Here is a 19,870-nt window from a genome sequence, read left to right as displayed (position 1 = left end):
TCGTGCGTCATGATCCGACTTGGAGATCATGTGAGAACGCAGCACACTTATGGTTCAGGTTTCTAAATACAAACTATTGATTCATTACATTAATAGATTCTATAATCTTTTGAACTGAACTTGCAGAGCGGTTCAATGCTTTCTTCTCGTTTTCATCTAAAGGTAATTCAATAATGCTTTCGATTCCGCTACCGCCAAGTATTGTAGGGACTCCAAAATAAATATCTTTAAACCCATACTCTCCATCTAAGTAAGCAATCGCTGGCAATATTCGTTTTTTATCTAATAAAATAGCTTCTGCCATCTGAACAAGTGCTGCAGCAGGGGCGTAATATGCACTCCCTTGACCTAGTAAGCTAACAATTTCTCCTCCACCTTTTCTGGTGCGTTCCACTATCTTTTGTATCTTTTCAGAAGATATCAATTTATCTAATGGGATCCCCCCCACATGAGAATATTGAATGAGGGGTACCATATCATCCCCATGTCCACCCAATACAAATCCTGATACATCTTCTACCGATATTTTCAGTTCCATTGCGACAAATGTATTAAACCGCGCTGTATCTAATACCCCGGATTGACCAATTACGCGATTTTTAGAAAAGCCCGTAGTTTTATAACAAACATAAGTCATTGCATCCACTGGATTACTTAAAACTAATACATAGCACTCTGGAGCATAATAGGCAATTTTCTCTGAAACGTCCTGCATAATTTTGGTGTTTGTTGTCACTAGTTCGTCTCTGCTCATACCAGGTTTACGCGCGATACCTGCTGTAATGATAACGAAATCCGAATCCCGAATGTCTTCGTAATTAGACGTGCTAACAATTTTTGAATTTGTTCCCTGTATAGGGCCGCTTTGCTGGATATCTAAAGCTTTTCCTTTAGCTGCATTCTCTAAAGTAGGGACATCAACTAGCACTATATCCCCTAACTCTTTTTGTGCCAGCAAAAGGGCAACGGTAGATCCAGTATTTCCAGCGCCGATGACTGTAATTTTATTCCGGATAAACGCCAAGATGTAACCCCCTTTTATTTATTTCAGCTTCACTTTTTTGTTTTCTTACTTTTAGTTTCTTCGTCCATTAGTCTAGGCTTAGCAACATGTTTTGGAATACTTTCTACTTCTACATTCTTTTTCTGCTTTTTCTTCACCGTAGTCTCTGCATTTGGTAATATTAATTTCGACATCGATTCATCAATGTTTGGTATTGTATGGCTCGCTAGAAGTTCACCAACCCTAGCAGCAGCGACTTTCCCTGCTTCAATAGCCGCTGTTACCGCACCAACATCACCTTCAATTACTACCGTGACAAGCCCTGCATCGATTTGTTCATGTTTTATTAAATGAACATCTGCAGACTTAAGCATAGTATCCGCTGCTTCAATAGACCCAATAAAGCCTTTTGTCTCAATCATACCAATTGCTTTCCCCAAAATATTCACCTCTTCGCTTGAATGCTCATTCAATTACTTTTATTACTTTTCCAAGCTCCTTGGCAGTGTCACGGGCCAATGGAGTGACAATGGTGGCACGTCTAACGAAAATATTTTTACTTGTAATGCTTTTCACTATTTTTTCTGTTAATAGTTTGTCGACTGAAGGTGATTTTTCCTGTGTAGAAAGCATAGTAAACTCATTCAATCTAACGAACTGCACGCCAAATTTTTCAAGCTGTTCTTTATACGCTAACAGGTGACGTGTATATGGTGTGTCCTTTTCGTCAGAGTCTAGTAACCACTCCAAGTCCTTTGAAGGGATCATCGTTACTTTCTTTCCATTTAATAAAAACGTGGCAAGCAACTTACTACACGGATCATCCGCTAAACCTAGCGCACCTTTTACAAGCGTGTTTTGTGAAACGGCACAAAACAGCACATGGTCTACACTTTCCTTTAAGTCATCAGTTACTTCCCATTTCTTTTTCAGCATTTGAATAGCTTCATCATCAGCTTGGTGGACATATAATAGAGGAAGTGATATATCATTTCCATACAGCTTTGATTTCCCCAACTGATTTAACACTTCTTGAACTATGTCCTCGATCACTTTTTTATTATTCATTATTCTTCTCTATGTGACGAATTTTTCCGAACGAGCCATTTTCAATAGCACCCGCATTCGCTTCATCCGTGTCAATATGCATATCCGTTATGTAGTTGGGAGACACACGGATAAGCACTTTTTCAAAAGTCACAGGTCTCTCATTTTGTACTGTCACTTTTACATAATCGCCATTATCTACTTTGAGTGTTTGGGCATCTTTTGGACGCATGTGAATATGCGCTTTTGCAACAATCAGTCCTTCTTTTAAATACACACTTCCTTTAGTGCCCACTAACGTAATAGAAGCTGAATTTTTAATATCTCCAGATTCGCGCAACGGAGGATTTATTCCTAATTTCACCCCATCCGTTTTGCTCACTTCTACTTGAGATACACTACGAGCGGGTCCTAGGATACGTACAGAATGTATACTGTCACGCGGCCCTATCAAAGTGACAGTTTCATTAGCTGCAAATTGTCCAGGTTGCGATAGTTCAGACCTTTTCGTTAATTCGTACCCTGGTCCAAATAATGTTTCAATATCCTTTTGACACAAATGACAATGTCTTGCTGAAATAGATATTGGGATGGCACGACTATTTGATGTACCTGTAGTCATTTCTTTTATCACGTCTTCCACAATTGCTTGAATTACCTCCCCGTCCATGAAGTTCCCCCCTTAGTCTCAATTTAATGAATCCATTTTTGGCAATAAGCTCTCTATTTCATTATGAGGTCTCGGTATTACATGCACTGAAATTAGCTCGCCTACTCGTTGAGCTGCAGTAGCCCCTGATTCTGTCGCCGCTTTCACAGCTCCGACATCACCTCTTACTAGAATAGTTACAATCCCTCCACCCACATGGACTTTACCTACCACTTGCACATTTGCAGATTTCACCATTGCATCTGCAGCTTCTATAGATGCTACTAACCCTTTTGTTTCTATCATTCCTAAAGCTTCGCTACTCATATTGTATTCCTCCTATTTTTCATACATTATTTTTCAACAAACTAGTGATCGTCTCTTTCATCTGTCTCGCTATTACTTTTGATGCAATAAGCACACTTGCTTTTCCGGCAATTTCTCTCCCATGTTCAATTGCCAAGTGAACGGAGTCTACATACCCTGCAATGACTATTGTATAATACGCTTGACTTACTTCTTCTGTTGAGATTACACGAATATTTGCTGTCTTCAGCATGGAATCTGCAATAAGGATAGAGTGGGCAACTCCATAGACTTCTATCATGCCTAATGCTTCATTCATTTTTCATCACGTTCCATTCGTAGGTGTGTCTACAATACCGATCACGATAGCATCAATTGGAATCTTTAAATCCATTTGAACAGCACCTGCAGGAGAACCTTGTGTAACTATCACTCTATCTCCTATTCCGGCACCTATACGATCCACCGCTATAATCGGCATCTCAGAAGATATATGTTTCTGATCTACGCCTGGTTGTATGACAAGGAAGGTTAAACCTGTTAATCCGTCCTCTTTACGGGTTGCCCAAATATTTTCTATGACAGTACCCAGTAACATTCCTGATCACCTGCCTTCGCTTCAAATATGTTTCAAGAACTTACTTTTGGCAGTATGCCAGAAATTTCATTATGCGGTCTTGGTATTACATGAACAGAAAGTAATTCTCCTACTCTGCTTGCAGCTGCACTTCCTGATTCAGTGGCTGCTTTCACCGCTCCTACGTCACCTGTTACAAGAACAGTTACGATGCCACCACCGACATGTGTCTTACCAATAATTTGTACATTCGCTGCTTTGACCATTGCATCTGCTGCCTCTAACGCGGCTACCAAGCCTTTTGTTTCTATCATCCCTAATGCTCCATTGATTTCATTCATTCTAATTTCCTCCTTTTAATTACTTAGTGTATTGTTTGACAACTTGTTCTATCGTATTAGAAATCGATAACAGATTTGAATCAAGATCGTTTCTATTTATTTCTCTTATTACTTGATCCACAACTTCTTCAATGTTGATATTGGTTATCCTTTTAGAAGTACGTTCTGTAGGAGCTAGTTCTGAATGAGATGTTTTTGGAAGTATCACTTCATTAATTCCAAAAGCAATTCGCTTCGTATTATACAAATGACGTGCAGTAATATTATCTGATGAAATATTACCTCCATACGATCCGCAACCTAACGTTAAAGACGGCATAAGCGCTGTAGTCGCACCCGCCGCACCGATTGAAGCCATAGTATTAACTAAGACACGAGAAACAGGCATTGCAAGACCAAATCGTTCGGCAGCATCGTCATCTGATGTATGAATTGAACAACTATGTCCCTTGCCGATAAAGTTCAAAAGTTCTGTACAGATTCGATAGGCATCTTCTTCACTTTCGGCAGTGTATAGCGGGAAAATAGGTGCTAGCTTCTCAAGTGAGAATGGTATGCTTTTACCTATCTTGTCCTCTTCAGCAATTAATACTCTAGTACCCTTCGGCACACTAATATTGGCCATATTTGCTATCCACTCTGCTGATCTACCTACTATTTTGGCATTTAACTGCCCCTCTTTAGGCGCTATCACATTCCCTAATCGTTGCTTCTCCTCTAGATTCAAAAAATATGCACCGTGATTGCGTAATTCACGCATTGCTAGTTCTTTAATGTTCTTATGCACAACTATCGATTGTTCTGTAGAACACAGTGTCCCATTATCAAATGTTTTGCTATCCAAAACTAATTGAACAGCTTTCTTTACATTTGCTGACTTTTCAAAATATACAGGACCGTTCCCGGGACCAACACCATACGCTGGCTTGCCCGAACTATAAGCCGCTTTCACTAGCCCACTACCACCCGTGGCAAGAATCAAGTCAATGGATGGATGTTGAATGAGAGCAGTAGTAGCCTCCATAGTTGGTTTTGAAATCCATCCAATAAGTCCTTCAGGCGCCCCCGCCAATATAGCTGCTTCCAAACAAATCTTTAAAGCTTCTACTGTACAATAAGCAGCTGTAGGATGGGGACTGACTACGATAGCATTTCCTGCCTTTAGTGAAATCAAAGTCTTGAAAATCGCTGTAGACGTGGGATTCGTCGTCGGACAAATGGCTGCAATAACTCCAAATGGATAGGCAACTTCGGTTAACTTCAGCTTTGAATCACGCTTGATTACACCTACTGTTTTCTCATCTTTAATGGACTCATATACACCCATAGATCCAAGTTCGTTTTTTATCTTCTTATGCTCTACTACACCCATACCTGTTTCTTCTACAGCAATCATTGCAAGATAGTCCGCCTTTGCAAAAGCAGCTTTAGCAATACTTTTAACTATTTGATCAATTTTTTCAGGTTGAAAATTACTAAACCTCTCCTGAGCTGATTTTGCTTTCTGCACAGCTTCCATCATCTCTACCGTTGCACTATACGAAGTATTGTATGATTTAATAGGAAACGCCCTCTCTACATCCGACGTAAATGTTTCAAATGAATTACGCTAAGTAATCGTTAGTATTGCGTATGAAATCTAACGTTGTCTGAATTTCTGTTAAGCGGTTGCCTCTTTGAATTCTTCTCAGAAATACTATTCCAATTTCGTAGATCCTCAGGTGTTAAGGGAGAGAGTACACTTTGTATCTCTCCTTTTTTTCCACTCGATCTTTGTATCGTTGTTGAAATATCATTCCAGCGTTTTATTTCCGAATCTGTTAATGAAGATGACGGCATTTCTTCTTTCCCCAAGCGTTCCATAACTAATTTAGTGATTTCTGCAACAATATCTGTGTTCATTATTTTGCCTCCTCACTCGAAGAAAGTAATTCAGAGTAATTATGAATTAGTAAATCTGCTTCATGTAGATGTGTTACTTCACTTCCGGTGTAACTGACTATTCCTATAGTAAATTTCACTCCTGCGCTTTTTCCTAATTGAATATCCGCATTAGTATCACCAATCATAACGGAGTTTTCCAACTTCACTCCGTATCGATCGCGAGCGGCATATGCTAAATCTGGGAACGGCTTACTTCGGTCTACCAAATCGCTACCAATTACAAAGTTAAAGTACTTTGATATGTTCAACCTGTTCAATTGCTCATTCGCTTTATCTGTATCATCAGCAGTCAAAACCCCTAAATTATAACCTTTTATAGATAGATGATTGAGCAACTCCTCAACGCCATCGACCAAGCGTAGAGACGCTGAATTATTTTGTCGCTCATTCGCATAATCGACACTATCTCTCGCATATAAAAGTGCGCTATCCCAAGACAATCCTTTTTGGTAGAGCAAGAATGCAATAACCGAAATACTTTCTTCTACACTTCCAATGGCAAGCGGACCTTTAGGATCAATCCCACCATCTTGTTTATTTACACCGACTAGATACTTGATCCCTTCAGCTTGATACGGATAGTTCGAAATAGAATCAGATAGATATCGGTCCACATCTTCTATCCACGGCAACCAAACAGAAGGCAGATCAATTAATGTACCATCTTTATCAAACAGAATAGTCTGCACGTCTTCTTGTGAAAGGTTCATCAAATACTCTCCTTAGCAACCTCAGGAATTAAGTGCACTTCACCTTCTTCTTTTTGCAAAAATTGTTCCTCAGGCGCATCTGCATTGATATTGTGCCGTGCCCATATGAAGTAATAAAGAATAGCTACTCCAAAAACTGCAATACTCACCCAGAAGAAAGTAAGATTTGCAAAGAAGCTTGCGAAAAGTGCTATACAGGCTAACACCATAGAAACAATCGGCATAAACGGATACATAGGTGATTTATACGGCCGATGCAAATTAGGTTCTTTTTTACGTAAGATAATAAGTGAAAGGTTAACTGAGATGTACGAGATCAATGCACCAAAAGTAGCAATTAAGATCAAGTCATCCGGATTAAAGAATGCGACTAAGACTAATCCAATAAAGCCTGGTAAAATTATTGCCATATAAGGCGTTCGACGTTTTGGATGTAGTTTTGAAAATACTGCTGGTAAATACCCCGCTCTTGACAAGGAAAATATCTGTCTAGAATAAGCAAGTATTACTCCTGAAAAACTAGCTATCAAACCAACCAAGCCAACAGAAGCAAGTAATTGAGCCAACCAATAGGTGCCTCCAAATGCTGCGGCAATCGCAGCAGGTAATGGATCTTCCGCTGTACTTAATTGATCGTAACCACTAAGACCAATCGCTACGGTTGTAGTTAACACAGATAAGATTATGAGTGTAAACATTCCCGACAAAATACCTTTTGGCATATCTTTTTTCGGGTCACGAGTTTCTTCTGAAAGCATCGGTAGCATTTCTATAGCTAGGAACAGCCACATTGCAAATGGTAAGGCTGCCCATATCCCTTTTATGCCACCTGGGATCATAGATTGACCTTCACTTCCAAATAAATTCTCGACTTTAATTTGAGGTAAGCCTACAAAATACATAAGCACTAAGAGGGCTAATGCTATAAACACCAGTACCGCTTCAAGTCTAGCGTATTCTTTTACGCCTAGGATATGGATAGCCATGAAGAACACATACATAACCGCAGCCGAAACAATTGGATTAACAGTTGGAAATAGAAAATTAATGTATGCACCAATACCAATAGCTACGACCGGTGCAGCAATAACATATTGCAACATGACTCCTATGCCTGTAACAAAACCTACAAACGGGCCCATGGCACGTCTAGCAAATGAATACGGTCCACCAGCAAAAGGTAAAGCCGTCGATAACTCGGAAATGCCGAATGACATAAATGCGTACATGACACCCATTATGGCTACAGCTATTAACATACCTACATATCCCGAAGAACTTAATCCAAAGTTCCAACCAAAGAAGTTACCCGATATAACGATACCAACACCTATAACCCATAAGTTAAAAGGGGTGAGTGTTCTCTTTAATTCTAAATTTTTCTTATCACTCATAATATTCTCCTTTTAAAGATGTATTTTTTGTTTTATCTGCGGCCGTAAAATATTTTTCAATATTCAAACTTCTCTAGGTATGAAATAGCCAAGTCATCGGTTTCAACTGAATATTCAGCTCCGAGTTCTTCGGCAGTCTCATTATCGCGGGAACCAATCCAAGCTATGAGTTGCAATCTTCTCATCATAATAAACGTTGGAATTTCTTTTTCTTCTTTCGGAGATAGCGAACGCACTTCCCTATATCCTTCAAGCCAAGCTTCTATCAGTTTAGGGACGTAGGAACGATGTTCAATAAATGATAAGGACGTAGCCAAATCATATAAGTACCAGCCAAATCCACTGTCATCAAAGTCGATCACCTGCACAACTTTTTTGTCATTGTCTATTAGTAGATTGGCATGTCGCAAATCCGCATGAATTAAACCAAAGGATTCAGGATCCTTACCAAAGGCCTCCAAACGAGATTTAATCGTTTGTGAAACACGTGTTAAAAGTTGCTCACGTTCTGGAGTAATGCCCCTACCATCTTCCCATCTTCCCCATTTAGGTTGTTCACCCAACAAATTATCATAATCCCAAATAGGACGTTTAATCTCTTCAAACTTTGCATAATTAGAAGTAGAATGTCGATGAAACTGCGCTGTAGTTCTTCCGATTTCTCTAAATATGCGTATTAGTTTTTCTTCATTATCAACATCCGGTGTTTCACCCTCAAGAAAGGTAAATAGCACACAATGATAATTCCGACTATCTCCTTCCAATGTAACCGTTTGCAAAAACTCGTTGTTTGAACCTAGAATAGGCTTTGAAACCATAATAGTCGTATGTTCATCAATAGATTGTAACCACTTGACTTCACTTTCGATTTCCACTTTCTTATGATAGTCAGGTCGGCAAACACGTAAGATGAACTTTTCATCGGTTTTTGGATTTTCCACAAGGTAAGTAGCATTTTCAGAGTAATCCAGGAGCTTGACTGAAAAGTCGTCTAGCCCCTCATACATATCCTTCGCTTTATGCGACACCTGATTAAAGAATTCAATAGAACGATCCCATGTATTCGCACTCGTATTACTCATCTTTAAAATCCCCCTTTCTATCTATCACTACATTTTCCGTACAGCTTGACCAATACTCGTTTCCACACGATTCAGCAAATCATCACAATACTGCTGATCTAACAATAGCCCAGGCTTAAATTGTAAAACCTTTGTATCTAGCATTGAATAAATGGCCCATACCCCATTGTCATACAAGGATCGCATAATATCTTTAGCACCATCATTTTTTTCGAACTCCAAGCCAAGAATGACACCTTTTTGACGTATCCCTGTGAATTGATCTGAATATTGGTTTTTGATTCTCTCTAAACCTGAACGTATATATCGTGATGTATACTCTACATTCTCTATCGTTTCGGGGCGCTGAGAAATTTCTAATACCTTCATCGCCACTACACAGCCTAGTTCCGATCCACCAAATGTAGATATGTGTGCGAATCCATCTTCATTCATCCATTGACCTACTTTATCGCTGACGATAGTAGCTGCAATGGGATATATTCCGCCACTCAGACCTTTGGCAGTTACCAAAATGTCAGGTTTGATATTATGATGCTCAAAGCCCCACAGTTTGCCAGTACGTAAAAGTCCTGTTTGCACTTCATCTGCAACATATAAACTGCCATACTTCTCGCATAAACGTTTTGTCTCTTCAAGATAACCAGGATCAGGTAAAGGGAAACCATATGTAGCTGGTATCGTCTCAATAATCACACACGCTACATCTTCTTGAGAAAGGGCTCTTTCCATTTCATCTAAATCATTGAATAAAACGTTGACTACTTCATCAGGGCTTCCTTCACTCAAAAACAATTTAGAATAGCGTTCATTTCCTAAAGAAACTGCTATCCCTGTGTGACCATGATAGGCGTATTTAAGCGAGACTACTTTTCTTCTTTTCGTTGCGTAACGCGCACTCTTAATAGCTACATCTATAGCCTCTCCACCGCCACTAGAAAATATGGAGTAACGAAGATTGTCTGGCGTACACTTATCAAACTGCTCTGCTAACTGCGCACGTGCGGTCGAAGGGAAATGGTGATTTCCGATATCAAAATGATCCATCGCTTCTTTTAATGATGAGATGATCTCCTGATTTCGATGTCCCAGATTATACGTTCCACCATTTAAATGAAGGTCCATCAACTTTTTTCCTTCCATATCATATAGAAAATAATCTTCACGTTTGCCTATTACTAAGTCGACGCCATCCGTTTGCCACTGTTTCGTCTTACCAGGATTCCAATATTGAATAGATTTATCTAAAACTGCTGATTTGCTCATGTTATATTCCATTATTTCTATCTCCACCTTTACTTAGAAATTAATTTATACAATCCATAAACGATATTTCAACACGTATTTCATTGAGATATACTTTCATTTTAATTTTCAGTTTTCCAAATTAGCTATGATTAAGCCAATTCCATTTTCCTCTAATACATTATTCCATTCATTAGAACACCTTTTATCTGTAACAATCATGGATATATCCTTTAATGAACAAATATGAGCAAATGTTGTCCTTCCAAACTTTGAGTGATCGGCAAGTATTATAGTTTCATCTGCCCGTTTCATCATATGTCTCGAACTACTCGCTCCCTGCAAATCATAATCAGACATGCCTTCATTAATAGATAACCCTCCTGCTGCTACAAAAGCTTTATTAGCTTTTAATTGATTGAGGATAGAAGTAGATAAAGGACCACTTGTGAATTTTTGATTTGCTTCATACTCACCTCCAACAAAGATTACTTTTCCCTGAAAATGTTCCATAGTAGCTAACAATACCGGTACTGACGGTGTAATGATGGTGATATTTTTTTTACTAATTAAGTTAGGGATAATCCCTACTGTTGTAGTACCATGTCCAATAATCACACTATCTCCATCTTCAACTAATTCTGCCGCCGCTTTACATATAGCACTTTTTTCAAAGCTTAGAATATCTGCTTTCAAATCAAATGGCAGCTCTACTGAAGACTTTTCTTTAACCGCACCGCCATACACCTTCTTTAAAATTCCTTCTTTTTCGAGACGATCTAAATCTCTTCGAATTGTTTCACCAGATACTTGGAACTCACTTGCTAGCTCAGGTACATATACTTTTTCATCTCGTTCTAATACTTCTAAAATCACTTTTTTTCTATCTTCAAATGATAATGACATAATTCAATCCCCTATCCTGTTTATGTATGTAGCACCTCACATTCACAGTATAATAGACCCCTTCACTAGAATCGAATGAAAGCTTTCAATATTTGTGGAATGACTTTGATTCCTGTGGATTTACAAAATAATATCATCATCATTCCAAATAGTCAATAGAAAATTCAGAATTAACAAAATAGTAATTTCACTATTTAAAAACGGTTCAATAAATTGTTTTCTTTCTTTTCCAAAACTAATTAGATCATAATAGTATCAGTGATTTTACAACTACAGTCTTAATTACTGTATGTTGTACTTACCTAATACATACATTCATAGAATTCTTAACAATATTTTAACTACTCATATGCCTATATTAAATTCAGAAAATTATAACATTGACTAATTATCTAGCTAATGATAGTATATTTGGAATCCACAAATTACAGCAATATATTGTGGATTCAACAATATAGTTAAACCTTTTATTTACACTTCTATATGTAAGAAATTTTCATTCAATTTTAGGAGGATGATAGAATGAGGAAACAATTTGAAGGAAAAACGGTCGTAGTGACAGGTGGAAGTAAGGGGATTGGCAAAGGTATCGCAAAAGTCTTTTCTGAGAAAGGGGCAAACGTTGCCATTATCTCTCGCGATTTAACACTAGGTCAAGAAACCGCAAATGCATTACAACATAACAATAATAATGTTAACGCTTATACAGCTGATGTAACCTCTTTACAATCCTTAGAGAAAACGGCTCAAACTATTTTTAATGATTTCGGTGGTATTGATATTGTTTGTGCAAATGCAGGGATTTTCCCATCTGCTACTATAGATGAAATGACAGAAGAACAATGGGATCACGTGCAAAACATAAACTCCAAAGGTACCTTCTTCACAGTGAAAGCATTTATGCCCTATGTAAAAAAAGCTGAATATGGACGTTTCATATTAACTTCTTCCATAACCGGACCTATAACTGGATACTCGGGATGGGCACATTACGGAGCGAGTAAAGCAGCACAACTCGGTTTTATGAGGACAGCTGCACTCGAATTAGCCACTGACCACGTTACAATTAATGCCGTCTCACCAGGCAATATCCTCACTGAAGGTTTGGATGGACTAGGAGATGAGTATTTACATGCTATGGCAGCTGCAATACCTTTTAAACGCTTAGGGATTGTAGACGACATAGGACATGCAGCTGCCTTCTTCGCTTCTAAGGAGGCAAACTTCATTACCGGACAAACACTCGTAGTAGATGGCGGTCAAATTTTACCTGAGAGTATTGAATGACTCGCATGTGGATCTAGTACCATACAAAAAAACGGCTATTCAGGAATACCACCATTCCCAAATAGCCGTACTTTCTATTCAACGTCCCAACGCTTCACTTAAAATTTCATCGCGACGTTCTTTCTTCCCCGCTTCATATTCATCTTTAAAGCCTTTTGAGTATACGTTACTGTATCCATTAGCCGCCAAATCTTTTTCCAAAGACTCTATTATTCCATTAAACATGAAATCCGTCTTGGCTTCAAAGGTGTCCGCTACCCCCATATATTTACTATACATATAGGCATAACTGAAACTCTCCTCTGCCTCTTTTTTTATACTGTGTTCATCTTTCACACGGTCAATCACGGAATGGTGCTTGGCATACATTTGACTATAGAAACTTATAATGACCGGTTCGTATTTCTTTTTAATTTCGGCAACTGTTACTTTAGCAGTCGGCATCGGGTTGTTTGCATCCGCATTCGGAGACTCGTCTTCAAATGTCGATAGCGATGAGGGCCTATCCACACTACTGTTCCCCGCAACTTCTCCAGCTGCAGTAGCACTCGATAATCCAGTATCATCAAAACTAAAAGTAGTCTCGTCTTCTGACTGTTCTCCTTCCCGCTTATCTTCTTCTATTACGGGATGTACTTTAATTAGTTTGTCCCCTTTACCATCTTTATGGTCTAACAATAGCTTTGTGCCTTTAGGCAATACCACATCGTACGGATCTTCTAAAATCTCCTCTATCCGATCATCTGCCACATCGTATTCTTTGAATTGAAATAAATAAAGAAGATAGCCGCCACTGACGACAATAAGTGCCATTACTACAGATGATAGAATAAATAATCTCTTCTTCATAAAGAACTCCTTCACTTAATAGGTTTTCTATAAGTTTATCAGATTGCTTACTAGATAGGGAATAGCAATAGGTACATTACAGAACTATTTTTGTGTATAGTAGGCGACTGGATGCCCTTGCTATAACTTTGAGTAAGGTCCCTTGTTTGTCGTCCACTTAAATAATAATAAAAATGTCTACCAGCGCATTGTATCGCTGGTAGACACCTATTAGCACAAAACAAGTAAAGCATAATAAAGAAACTTATCCACCATACTCCCGAATCATTTCAGTTGTCTTTGCCTTTTCTTCATCCGGCACTAACAAATACCAAATGTCATCAATCACTTTGTTCTCACCTGTTATTTGATACGTGGATATATCACGTCGTACATTTTTATAATTTTTATATAATGTTTGAATTTCGTCAAAATCCAAGTTGGTTACTACGTTTTTCCCAAGTATACCAATTAATTTATTAATTTTAGTAACGGACTTGACATTGACTCCCTTGTCAATAACGGCTTGAATTACTTTTCTCTGTCTTTCGTTACGACCTACGTCGCCTTCTGGATCGTTTTTACGCATACGTACATACGAAAGTGCTTCTTTACCGTTTAGCGTGACTTCCCCCTCTTTAAAGGTTCGTCCACCTTCAGTAAACTCAAAATTATTATGAATCGTAATACCGTCAACCGCATCTACTAAATCTTCTAACCCTTCCATATTCACCCGCACATAATAATCCAAGTCAATATCCAAGAACTTTTCAACCGTATCAACAGACATTTCACTGCCGCCAAATGCGTACGCATGGTTGATCTTATCCTTTACACCTTTTCCGACAATTTCCGTCAACGTATCTCGAGGAATACTTACCATTTGCGCTCTAGAATTATCCGCATCTAATGTCATGACAATCATCGTATCCGAACGGCCCTTGTCTCCCTTTCGCTCGTCGACACCCATTAACAAGACGTTTATAGAATCACGCTTCGCCACTTTTTCTTTTGTGACTTCTGTATCAATAGCCTTAACAGGTTCATGAGTATCTTTATTTACGGTAGATTTAACAGAGCCGTACACAGTGAATAAATAAATTCCACCAGCCACTACGAGAATTGCGATCGTTGTGAGTGTAATCCACAACCACTTCAATTTACTTTTTTTCTTTCTTGCCAATCCATTCAGCCCCTAATTCCCTATATTCTACAGAGTATGTATTCTACAAATTTATAGTATGTATGACACAATCTATTATACTCTATAATATCACAGAACTTTTTGTACAGCTAAGATTATTTAAAATTCAAGTAATGTGTATCCTTTTCAAGAAAACCCTCTATATGAAGTATAAAAAGTACAAATTGAGTACTCCAACTACACTGATCTCTTGGGGGAAAACTGTATGAAATTATTAATAAACGATGAGCCGATTCTATTATTAACTTCACTCGAAATGAAAGTCGGATTAAACGTTGCGCTATTCTTGCAGCAACTACACTACCGCTTGAATATTTCAAAAAACATACGGGATGGCCATAAATGGGTGTTCAATACATACGACGACTGGATCGAAGAATTTCCATTTTGGTCCCTCAACACTATCAAGCGCATTACGTACGACTTAGAACAAAAAGGATATATAATCTCCACTTCGAAGCACAACAATATGAAAATCGACAACACAAAATGGTATCGAATCGGTTATGAGCAACTACCCTCTTCCTATAAGCAAAGTGAGATACCCGATGACCCAATAGCGGACGAGACACCATCCCAACATGAGACGACTGCCAACTCACAATCAGACGCTGTGCCAACTCACAGTGAGACGGTGGTGTATCCCACTATGGGACGGCCTATAACCAAAGAACTTAAGAATATAAAGAATAAACCCATTGTCGAGAAGAATCTCGACGTCGCACATTCTGTGATTCAGTACTTAAACGACAAAACCGGAAAACAGTTCAAAGCGGAGTCTGCGGCTACCCGTAAATTCATCAACGGTCGTATCAAAGAAGGCTACACACAAGAAGACTTCATGCGTGTCATTGATCTAAAGACCAAGCAGTGGTTGGACCGTCATGAGCTCAGCGCATTCTTGCGACCGTCGACGTTGTTTAACGCAACGAACTTTGAAAACTATGTTAATGAACAAATCACGTGACCGAAACCGAAAAGACGCCCACTCGTTGCACCTGTGCTTGATTTCAGCGGAGGTGACGAGTAAGTGATAATTACGGAATTAGTAGATCAGGGAATTCTTGCTATGTTTATTTTATGATATACAGGTATGCGGTTTCTAAAAAGTCAAAAGAAACGTTACTCCTAATTAATACTATTTGACTACAATCAAAGGTAGTGATAAAGTTTTAAGATATACGATGATGAATAGAAGCAGTCGAACAGGATATACATAAAGGTAACGATAGAAAAGAATACTGCACATCAGTGAAAAGCGCTTTAGAGGCTGGTTGTAATGAATTTCTGTGTGGTTAAGTTGAGTTACACCCAATGCAATCTGAGGTAAGTGAAGGCGATTAACTAATTGCACAACTGATATCTTGTCTAACCTCATTCAGTAAAAGACCTATTACCGTAAACGTAGAGAGAAGACTCTCTTTTAGGTCGATAATTAAGTTGAAAATACCTTAAGCGAAAACCCACTGATAAAGTTTTCACTCGACATATTTGCAGCTTAATAATAGAAGGTAAGAAATTTAACCTTGCATTGCTAAGGATTGATATGAATAGATAAGAGAGATCCTAAAAGTTATGTTAGGTGGAAAAAATCAGTAAAAACGCTCACGGGTGAGTGTTATCAAGAAGGAGTCTATTGGGATACATAAGTCAGATTTCATCGATAGGCACAGGAATGTCATAAGCTATTGGAAAGAGAAGAATTTAGGTAATGAGTTTAATTTCATTCTTACTCCAGAGGTATAATTCTTCCCTATCGACTCCATTGTAACAAGCAAGTATTTTCTTCCTGAAGCATTCAATTTCTATCTACTGGCGAACGATTTCAGCTATAACTCACACTACAACAGTTTAGGAGAGTGGTTTTTCAGATGCCGCTCTTTTTGTCTTGATATACTATCATTCACCTATTTCCTGCAGCCTGCATTCTGTTTTTTAACACAATAGGTATCTTGTCGTATAAGATAATTAAAGGAGATCTTAGAATGAGAGTATTAGGTTTTTTAAGAGTAAGATGGAAATTTGTATTAACGGCATTGATTGCATTAATTATTGGAACCATGATTGGTCCATCTCAGGATCAACTAGATAGTGCAAATGCTAGCATGAAAGAATTGAAGAAAGATCTATCAGTAAAAACAGGAAATGAAGAAAATTTGGAAAGAAAGAACAAAGAATTACAAGCAAAAGTAGATGAAGCTGCCCCATTTTTTAAATTAAAAGAAGAAGAGCGTAAACAAAAAGCGGCCGAAGCGAAGGCTGCAGAAGAAAAACGCTTAGCTGATGAAAAGGCAAAACAAGTAGCCGAAGAGAAAGCTGCGGAAGAAAAACGTTTAGCCGATGAAAAGGCAAAACAAGTGGCGGAAGCGAAGGAAAAAGCAGAGGCAGAGGCTAAAGAAAAACAAGGCTACAACACGGGAATTACATACGATCAATTAGCAAGAAATCCCGATGAATATTTATTAGAAAAAGTGAAATTCCGTGGTAAAGTAATTCAAGTAATTGAGGATGATGGTGAAACTCAGATTCGTTTAGCTGTTAATGACAATTATGATACTATTGTTTTAGCTATTTTTGATTCTAGTATTGTTGCGTCAAGAGTATTAGATGATGACAGGATTACTATTTACGGAATGTCTAAAGGCCTAATCACATATGAATCGACTATGGGCGGAAGCATTTCTATTCCCGGGATCGCTATTGATAAGATTGATCAGTAATACATCAAAGAAGTTGTCCTAGGTTTATTGGGACAACTTCTTTGATGTGCTCGGAATATGCAGAGTCTATTGCGATAAGTCCAATGATTGTTTCATAAATATTGAGCCAATATTATCATCAAGTTCAATCCGAATTCTGGCGCATAGCGTTCATCAAAAGTCTCTTATCTTTTACACTCTTCAATTGTCGGAATTATATGAGGCAAGTATAATTACTTGTGCAATAAATCATAATTACGAGAAACCAAAAGTAATTGGAGCCAATTGATTGGCAGTTTAGAAGTTGATAGTTATTGCATAATTGCATGATGCACAGGTGCACTTTTTATTCTTTTCTAATACATCATAACTTATCTGATCTGTTTATGAATTGCATCAGGTACCCTTTATTTTCTCAATCCATATACTCTTCCATGCCGAGAAGTTCGTCTATCGTATGTAAACAGTAGCTAACGTAGCCGGAACGAGTTTTCTCAAAAGGTGGTGGCAAGTACCGAAGAATGGAATCCGTATCTATAAAGGTCAATGAAGATATAGCACCCGTGTCATAGGAAGGAAAAGAGCTGAATGGATAATCAGTGAGGCGATCCACCATTGGAATTTTCGTTTCGATTGGATTGCGGTGAATATAGCGGCTGACTGCGAGGAGGGCTTGCGGGGTATCGACTTCTTTGGCAAAATAGCGACTTTGGTAAATACGGCCGACATGTCGATAGCGCTTCGAATAATAGTCGCTATATCTTCGGTTGATCTGTCGCATGATGTGGGACAAGTCGTCTTCCGATCGTATGAGTAAATGAAAATGATTGGTCATGATGCAAAAAGCAATTAACGCAAAACGATAGCTTTCCGCAGCGTGGCTGATACAGCGCATTAGGTGATACATGTCTTCTTCACACGAGAAAATATTCTGACGGTTATTGCCACGCATCACGACATGAAAATAGGCATTCGGTCGCCAATTTCGTTTACGTTTGGACAGCACCTTCACCCCCTATCGTCTGCAAGCCAGTAGGTAGCTGTTTCCATTTAATCGCTTCTTCCAGCGCTTCCATCGAAATATCCGGTCTCTCTTGCAAGTCCGATATTGTGCGGGCGATCCGAATGAGTTTGACCTGTGTCCGATTACTCCATTTCCGTTCAAAGCAGACATCACCAATTATGTTCAACTGCTCAGCCGTAAATCCGGCAGTCCGTTCTAGTTGTTGAAACGAAACCGTACCGTTACAAAGATCATTACCGTATCGCACACGTTGAAGTTTGCGTGCTTTCGCTATCCGCTTGCGAATATCTTCAGAACTTTCAGATGTAATTTTCTCTTTCAATCCGCTGCTCTGTAAAGACAAAACAAAATCCAGCCTGTCTAAAATCGGACCAGACACTTTCAGTTGGTAGTTTGTCACCTGTTTTGAAGAACATGTACAGTATCGCTCATGGGAACCATAATAACCACATGGACAAGGATTCGTGGCAGCAATCAAAGTAAACGAAGCCGGATAGCTTACAGTCTGCTTGACTCGACTAATCGTCACTTCACCAGACTCCATCGGCTGCCGCAACATCGCCGTGATGATGAATGGATAAAAATACGCAAAATATATCCCCTCTATTCAAGCCTATGATATTTAGGGTTTTGCAGCTATTCCGCATAATGGATTCTTTCCACAAAATAAAATGCCCACCACGTATTGTGATGAGCAGGAATTTGGCGAGTTTCTTCTATTATATTAACGTTTGGCTTTTTCGTTGCAAAATCCGGATGAGCAACAACCACCTTTTAATTTAAGAAATCCTTTTTCACACTTCCTAACTCTTCCTTTAAGGATTTCCTCATAGCCTTCAACATTTCCCGCATTCTTTTATTGTAGTGCTTAATCTGAGTATCATCCGATTTAAATGCAGAAATTAAGACCGGAATTAATTCGTCTTGGAACTTGATAGCGTCTTCGACTAGCTTATAACATTCTTTTTCCGTTCTTGCATCAAGAAAATCTTCACCTTCAACAGTTACAATGTGTTCGAAAATCTTAGTGAATACAAAGAGCGTAAAGAAACGAACAAGCAAAGGGGAATTTTCCTTTTCGACTGTAAAACATAAATTCTTATCTAGATAATAATTTACTATGCCAAAATTGCTATGAGCAAAAGGGGACAGGAAACCATAAAACATGTAATAATACTGTTTATCCTTACCAGTTTTAAATCCACTTGGATTTATTAGCTTACCTACTTTATCCCCATCTCGATCAAATATCTCTCCTTCTTCTCGAAGATTGTATTCAGCAAAGAATAAATTTAAGGGAAATGTTATCAGCTGGTCAATGAATTCTTCATTTTCATTAAGATATCTGCTGCTCAAATAATTTTCAAACATACTTCTTATTAATATCAGCGCATCTTCATTCTGCCCCATTTTCAACAGTTCCCTAATGCTAATCAAGGTTTTAGTACTTTTGGTAAAATTAAAGTACTCATGATCATAGGTAAACTTTGAATTTGTTTCCCCTGTCATCAACATCTCCGAATAACCGTAAAGATGTGCCGCATAATCAACAAAGTCACGTGACCTGAAAATAAACTTGTTTATTAGCTTATCGAGATTTTTTATGTATAATTCCTCACTCAAT

At 38.4% G+C, this 19,870-nt stretch carries 23 protein-coding genes; 3 read left to right on the top strand and 20 right to left on the bottom strand.

The features are described 5' to 3' along the window. Nucleotides 1–73: 73 nt before the first annotated feature. The 15 genes from mdh to CSV68_RS05485 form a co-directional block, all read right to left on the bottom strand. The gene (mdh, locus tag CSV68_RS05555; RefSeq protein WP_099661639.1) at nucleotides 74–1,024 is read right to left on the bottom strand and encodes a malate dehydrogenase; all 951 of its coding nucleotides are present in this window, start codon (nucleotides 1,022–1,024) and stop codon (nucleotides 74–76) included. Nucleotides 1,025–1,053: 29 nt separating this feature from the next. Continuing rightward, a complete protein-coding gene (locus CSV68_RS05550; protein ID WP_099661638.1) occupies nucleotides 1,054–1,443 on the bottom strand; it encodes a BMC domain-containing protein in 390 nt (129 codons plus the stop codon). Nucleotides 1,444–1,468: 25 nt separating this feature from the next. Next, the gene (locus CSV68_RS05545; RefSeq protein ID WP_099661637.1) at nucleotides 1,469–2,071 is read right to left on the bottom strand and encodes a hypothetical protein; all 603 of its coding nucleotides are present in this window, start codon (nucleotides 2,069–2,071) and stop codon (nucleotides 1,469–1,471) included. Beyond that, nucleotides 2,064–2,720: a phosphate propanoyltransferase gene (gene pduL / locus CSV68_RS05540; protein ID WP_099634068.1), complete on the bottom strand. Its 657-nt coding sequence runs from the start codon at nucleotides 2,718–2,720 to the stop codon at nucleotides 2,064–2,066. Before pduL ends, CSV68_RS05545 begins: the two co-directional genes overlap by 8 nt. Nucleotides 2,721–2,738: 18 nt before the next feature. Beyond that, on the bottom strand, nucleotides 2,739–3,026 hold the full coding sequence (locus CSV68_RS05535; protein WP_099634069.1) for a BMC domain-containing protein: 288 nt from the start codon (nucleotides 3,024–3,026) through the stop codon (nucleotides 2,739–2,741). A 19-nt stretch (nucleotides 3,027–3,045) separates the two neighbouring features. Further along, a complete protein-coding gene (locus tag CSV68_RS05530; RefSeq protein ID WP_099661636.1) occupies nucleotides 3,046–3,324 on the bottom strand; it encodes a BMC domain-containing protein in 279 nt (92 codons plus the stop codon). A gap of 6 nt (nucleotides 3,325–3,330) precedes the next feature. After that, nucleotides 3,331–3,603: a EutN/CcmL family microcompartment protein gene (locus CSV68_RS05525; protein ID WP_099634071.1), complete on the bottom strand. Its 273-nt coding sequence runs from the start codon at nucleotides 3,601–3,603 to the stop codon at nucleotides 3,331–3,333. 32 nt (nucleotides 3,604–3,635) lie between these two features. Beyond that, complete coding sequence (locus CSV68_RS05520) at nucleotides 3,636–3,923, bottom strand: BMC domain-containing protein (protein WP_099661635.1); 288 nt, start codon at nucleotides 3,921–3,923, stop codon at nucleotides 3,636–3,638. Nucleotides 3,924–3,942: 19 nt separating this feature from the next. Further along, nucleotides 3,943–5,445 (bottom strand): aldehyde dehydrogenase family protein, encoded by a 1,503-nt coding sequence (locus CSV68_RS05515; RefSeq protein WP_099661634.1) that lies wholly within the window; start codon nucleotides 5,443–5,445, stop codon nucleotides 3,943–3,945. Between the two features lie 98 nt (nucleotides 5,446–5,543). Beyond that, nucleotides 5,544–5,825, bottom strand: a complete 282-nt coding sequence (locus CSV68_RS05510) for a hypothetical protein (protein ID WP_099661633.1) — start codon at nucleotides 5,823–5,825, stop codon at nucleotides 5,544–5,546. Continuing rightward, on the bottom strand, nucleotides 5,825–6,577 hold the full coding sequence (locus CSV68_RS05505) for an HAD family hydrolase (RefSeq protein ID WP_099661632.1): 753 nt from the start codon (nucleotides 6,575–6,577) through the stop codon (nucleotides 5,825–5,827). The genes CSV68_RS05510 and CSV68_RS05505 overlap by 1 nt, the downstream gene beginning before the upstream one ends. Beyond that, nucleotides 6,577–7,971: an ethanolamine permease gene (gene eat, locus CSV68_RS05500; protein ID WP_099634076.1), complete on the bottom strand. Its 1,395-nt coding sequence runs from the start codon at nucleotides 7,969–7,971 to the stop codon at nucleotides 6,577–6,579. The genes CSV68_RS05505 and eat overlap by 1 nt, the downstream gene beginning before the upstream one ends. A gap of 56 nt (nucleotides 7,972–8,027) precedes the next feature. After that, a complete protein-coding gene (locus tag CSV68_RS05495) occupies nucleotides 8,028–9,053 on the bottom strand; it encodes a phosphotransferase enzyme family protein (RefSeq protein WP_099661631.1) in 1,026 nt (341 codons plus the stop codon). 27 nt (nucleotides 9,054–9,080) lie between these two features. Further along, nucleotides 9,081–10,331 carry a class-III pyridoxal-phosphate-dependent aminotransferase gene (locus tag CSV68_RS05490; RefSeq protein WP_099661630.1) on the bottom strand — a complete coding sequence of 417 codons (1,251 nt, stop codon included), beginning with the start codon at nucleotides 10,329–10,331 and terminating at the stop codon, nucleotides 9,081–9,083. 96 nt (nucleotides 10,332–10,427) lie between these two features. Then, the gene (locus CSV68_RS05485) at nucleotides 10,428–11,204 is read right to left on the bottom strand and encodes a DeoR/GlpR family DNA-binding transcription regulator (RefSeq protein ID WP_099661629.1); all 777 of its coding nucleotides are present in this window, start codon (nucleotides 11,202–11,204) and stop codon (nucleotides 10,428–10,430) included. Between the two features lie 522 nt (nucleotides 11,205–11,726). On the opposite strand from CSV68_RS05485, the gene fabG reads away from it, so the two are divergent. Then, the gene (gene fabG / locus CSV68_RS05480; RefSeq protein WP_099661628.1) at nucleotides 11,727–12,491 is read left to right on the top strand and encodes a 3-oxoacyl-ACP reductase FabG; all 765 of its coding nucleotides are present in this window, start codon (nucleotides 11,727–11,729) and stop codon (nucleotides 12,489–12,491) included. Nucleotides 12,492–12,569: 78 nt separating this feature from the next. Here the strand turns inward: fabG and CSV68_RS05475 are convergent, their stop codons facing one another. Continuing rightward, the gene (locus tag CSV68_RS05475; RefSeq protein WP_099661627.1) at nucleotides 12,570–13,340 is read right to left on the bottom strand and encodes a hypothetical protein; all 771 of its coding nucleotides are present in this window, start codon (nucleotides 13,338–13,340) and stop codon (nucleotides 12,570–12,572) included. A gap of 244 nt (nucleotides 13,341–13,584) precedes the next feature. Further along, complete coding sequence (locus CSV68_RS05470; protein ID WP_233192868.1) at nucleotides 13,585–14,502, bottom strand: LCP family glycopolymer transferase; 918 nt, start codon at nucleotides 14,500–14,502, stop codon at nucleotides 13,585–13,587. Between the two features lie 226 nt (nucleotides 14,503–14,728). Here CSV68_RS05470 and CSV68_RS05465 point away from each other — a divergent pair, with 226 nt between their 5' ends. Then, the gene (locus CSV68_RS05465; protein WP_099661625.1) at nucleotides 14,729–15,490 is read left to right on the top strand and encodes a conserved phage C-terminal domain-containing protein; all 762 of its coding nucleotides are present in this window, start codon (nucleotides 14,729–14,731) and stop codon (nucleotides 15,488–15,490) included. A gap of 1,018 nt (nucleotides 15,491–16,508) precedes the next feature. After that, a complete protein-coding gene (locus tag CSV68_RS05460) occupies nucleotides 16,509–17,243 on the top strand; it encodes a toxin regulator (protein ID WP_099661624.1) in 735 nt (244 codons plus the stop codon). A 394-nt stretch (nucleotides 17,244–17,637) separates the two neighbouring features. Here the strand turns inward: CSV68_RS05460 and CSV68_RS05455 are convergent, their stop codons facing one another. From CSV68_RS05455 to CSV68_RS05445, 3 genes are all read right to left on the bottom strand, one after another. Next, the gene (locus CSV68_RS05455) at nucleotides 17,638–18,228 is read right to left on the bottom strand and encodes a transposase (protein WP_233192866.1); all 591 of its coding nucleotides are present in this window, start codon (nucleotides 18,226–18,228) and stop codon (nucleotides 17,638–17,640) included. Then, nucleotides 18,212–18,805: an ATP-binding protein gene (locus CSV68_RS05450; protein ID WP_099661623.1), complete on the bottom strand. Its 594-nt coding sequence runs from the start codon at nucleotides 18,803–18,805 to the stop codon at nucleotides 18,212–18,214. The genes CSV68_RS05455 and CSV68_RS05450 overlap by 17 nt, the downstream gene beginning before the upstream one ends. A 215-nt stretch (nucleotides 18,806–19,020) precedes the next feature. Then, nucleotides 19,021–19,869 (bottom strand): DUF5677 domain-containing protein, encoded by an 849-nt coding sequence (locus tag CSV68_RS05445; protein ID WP_099661622.1) that lies wholly within the window; start codon nucleotides 19,867–19,869, stop codon nucleotides 19,021–19,023. Nucleotide 19,870: the final 1 nt, after the last annotated feature.

The sequence above is a fragment of the Sporosarcina sp. P29 genome, assembly GCF_002743265.1.
Lineage (GTDB): Bacteria > Bacillota > Bacilli > Bacillales_A > Planococcaceae > Sporosarcina.
Note: the sequence above shows the minus strand (reverse complement) of the source record. Positions and strands in the feature narration are given on the sequence as shown.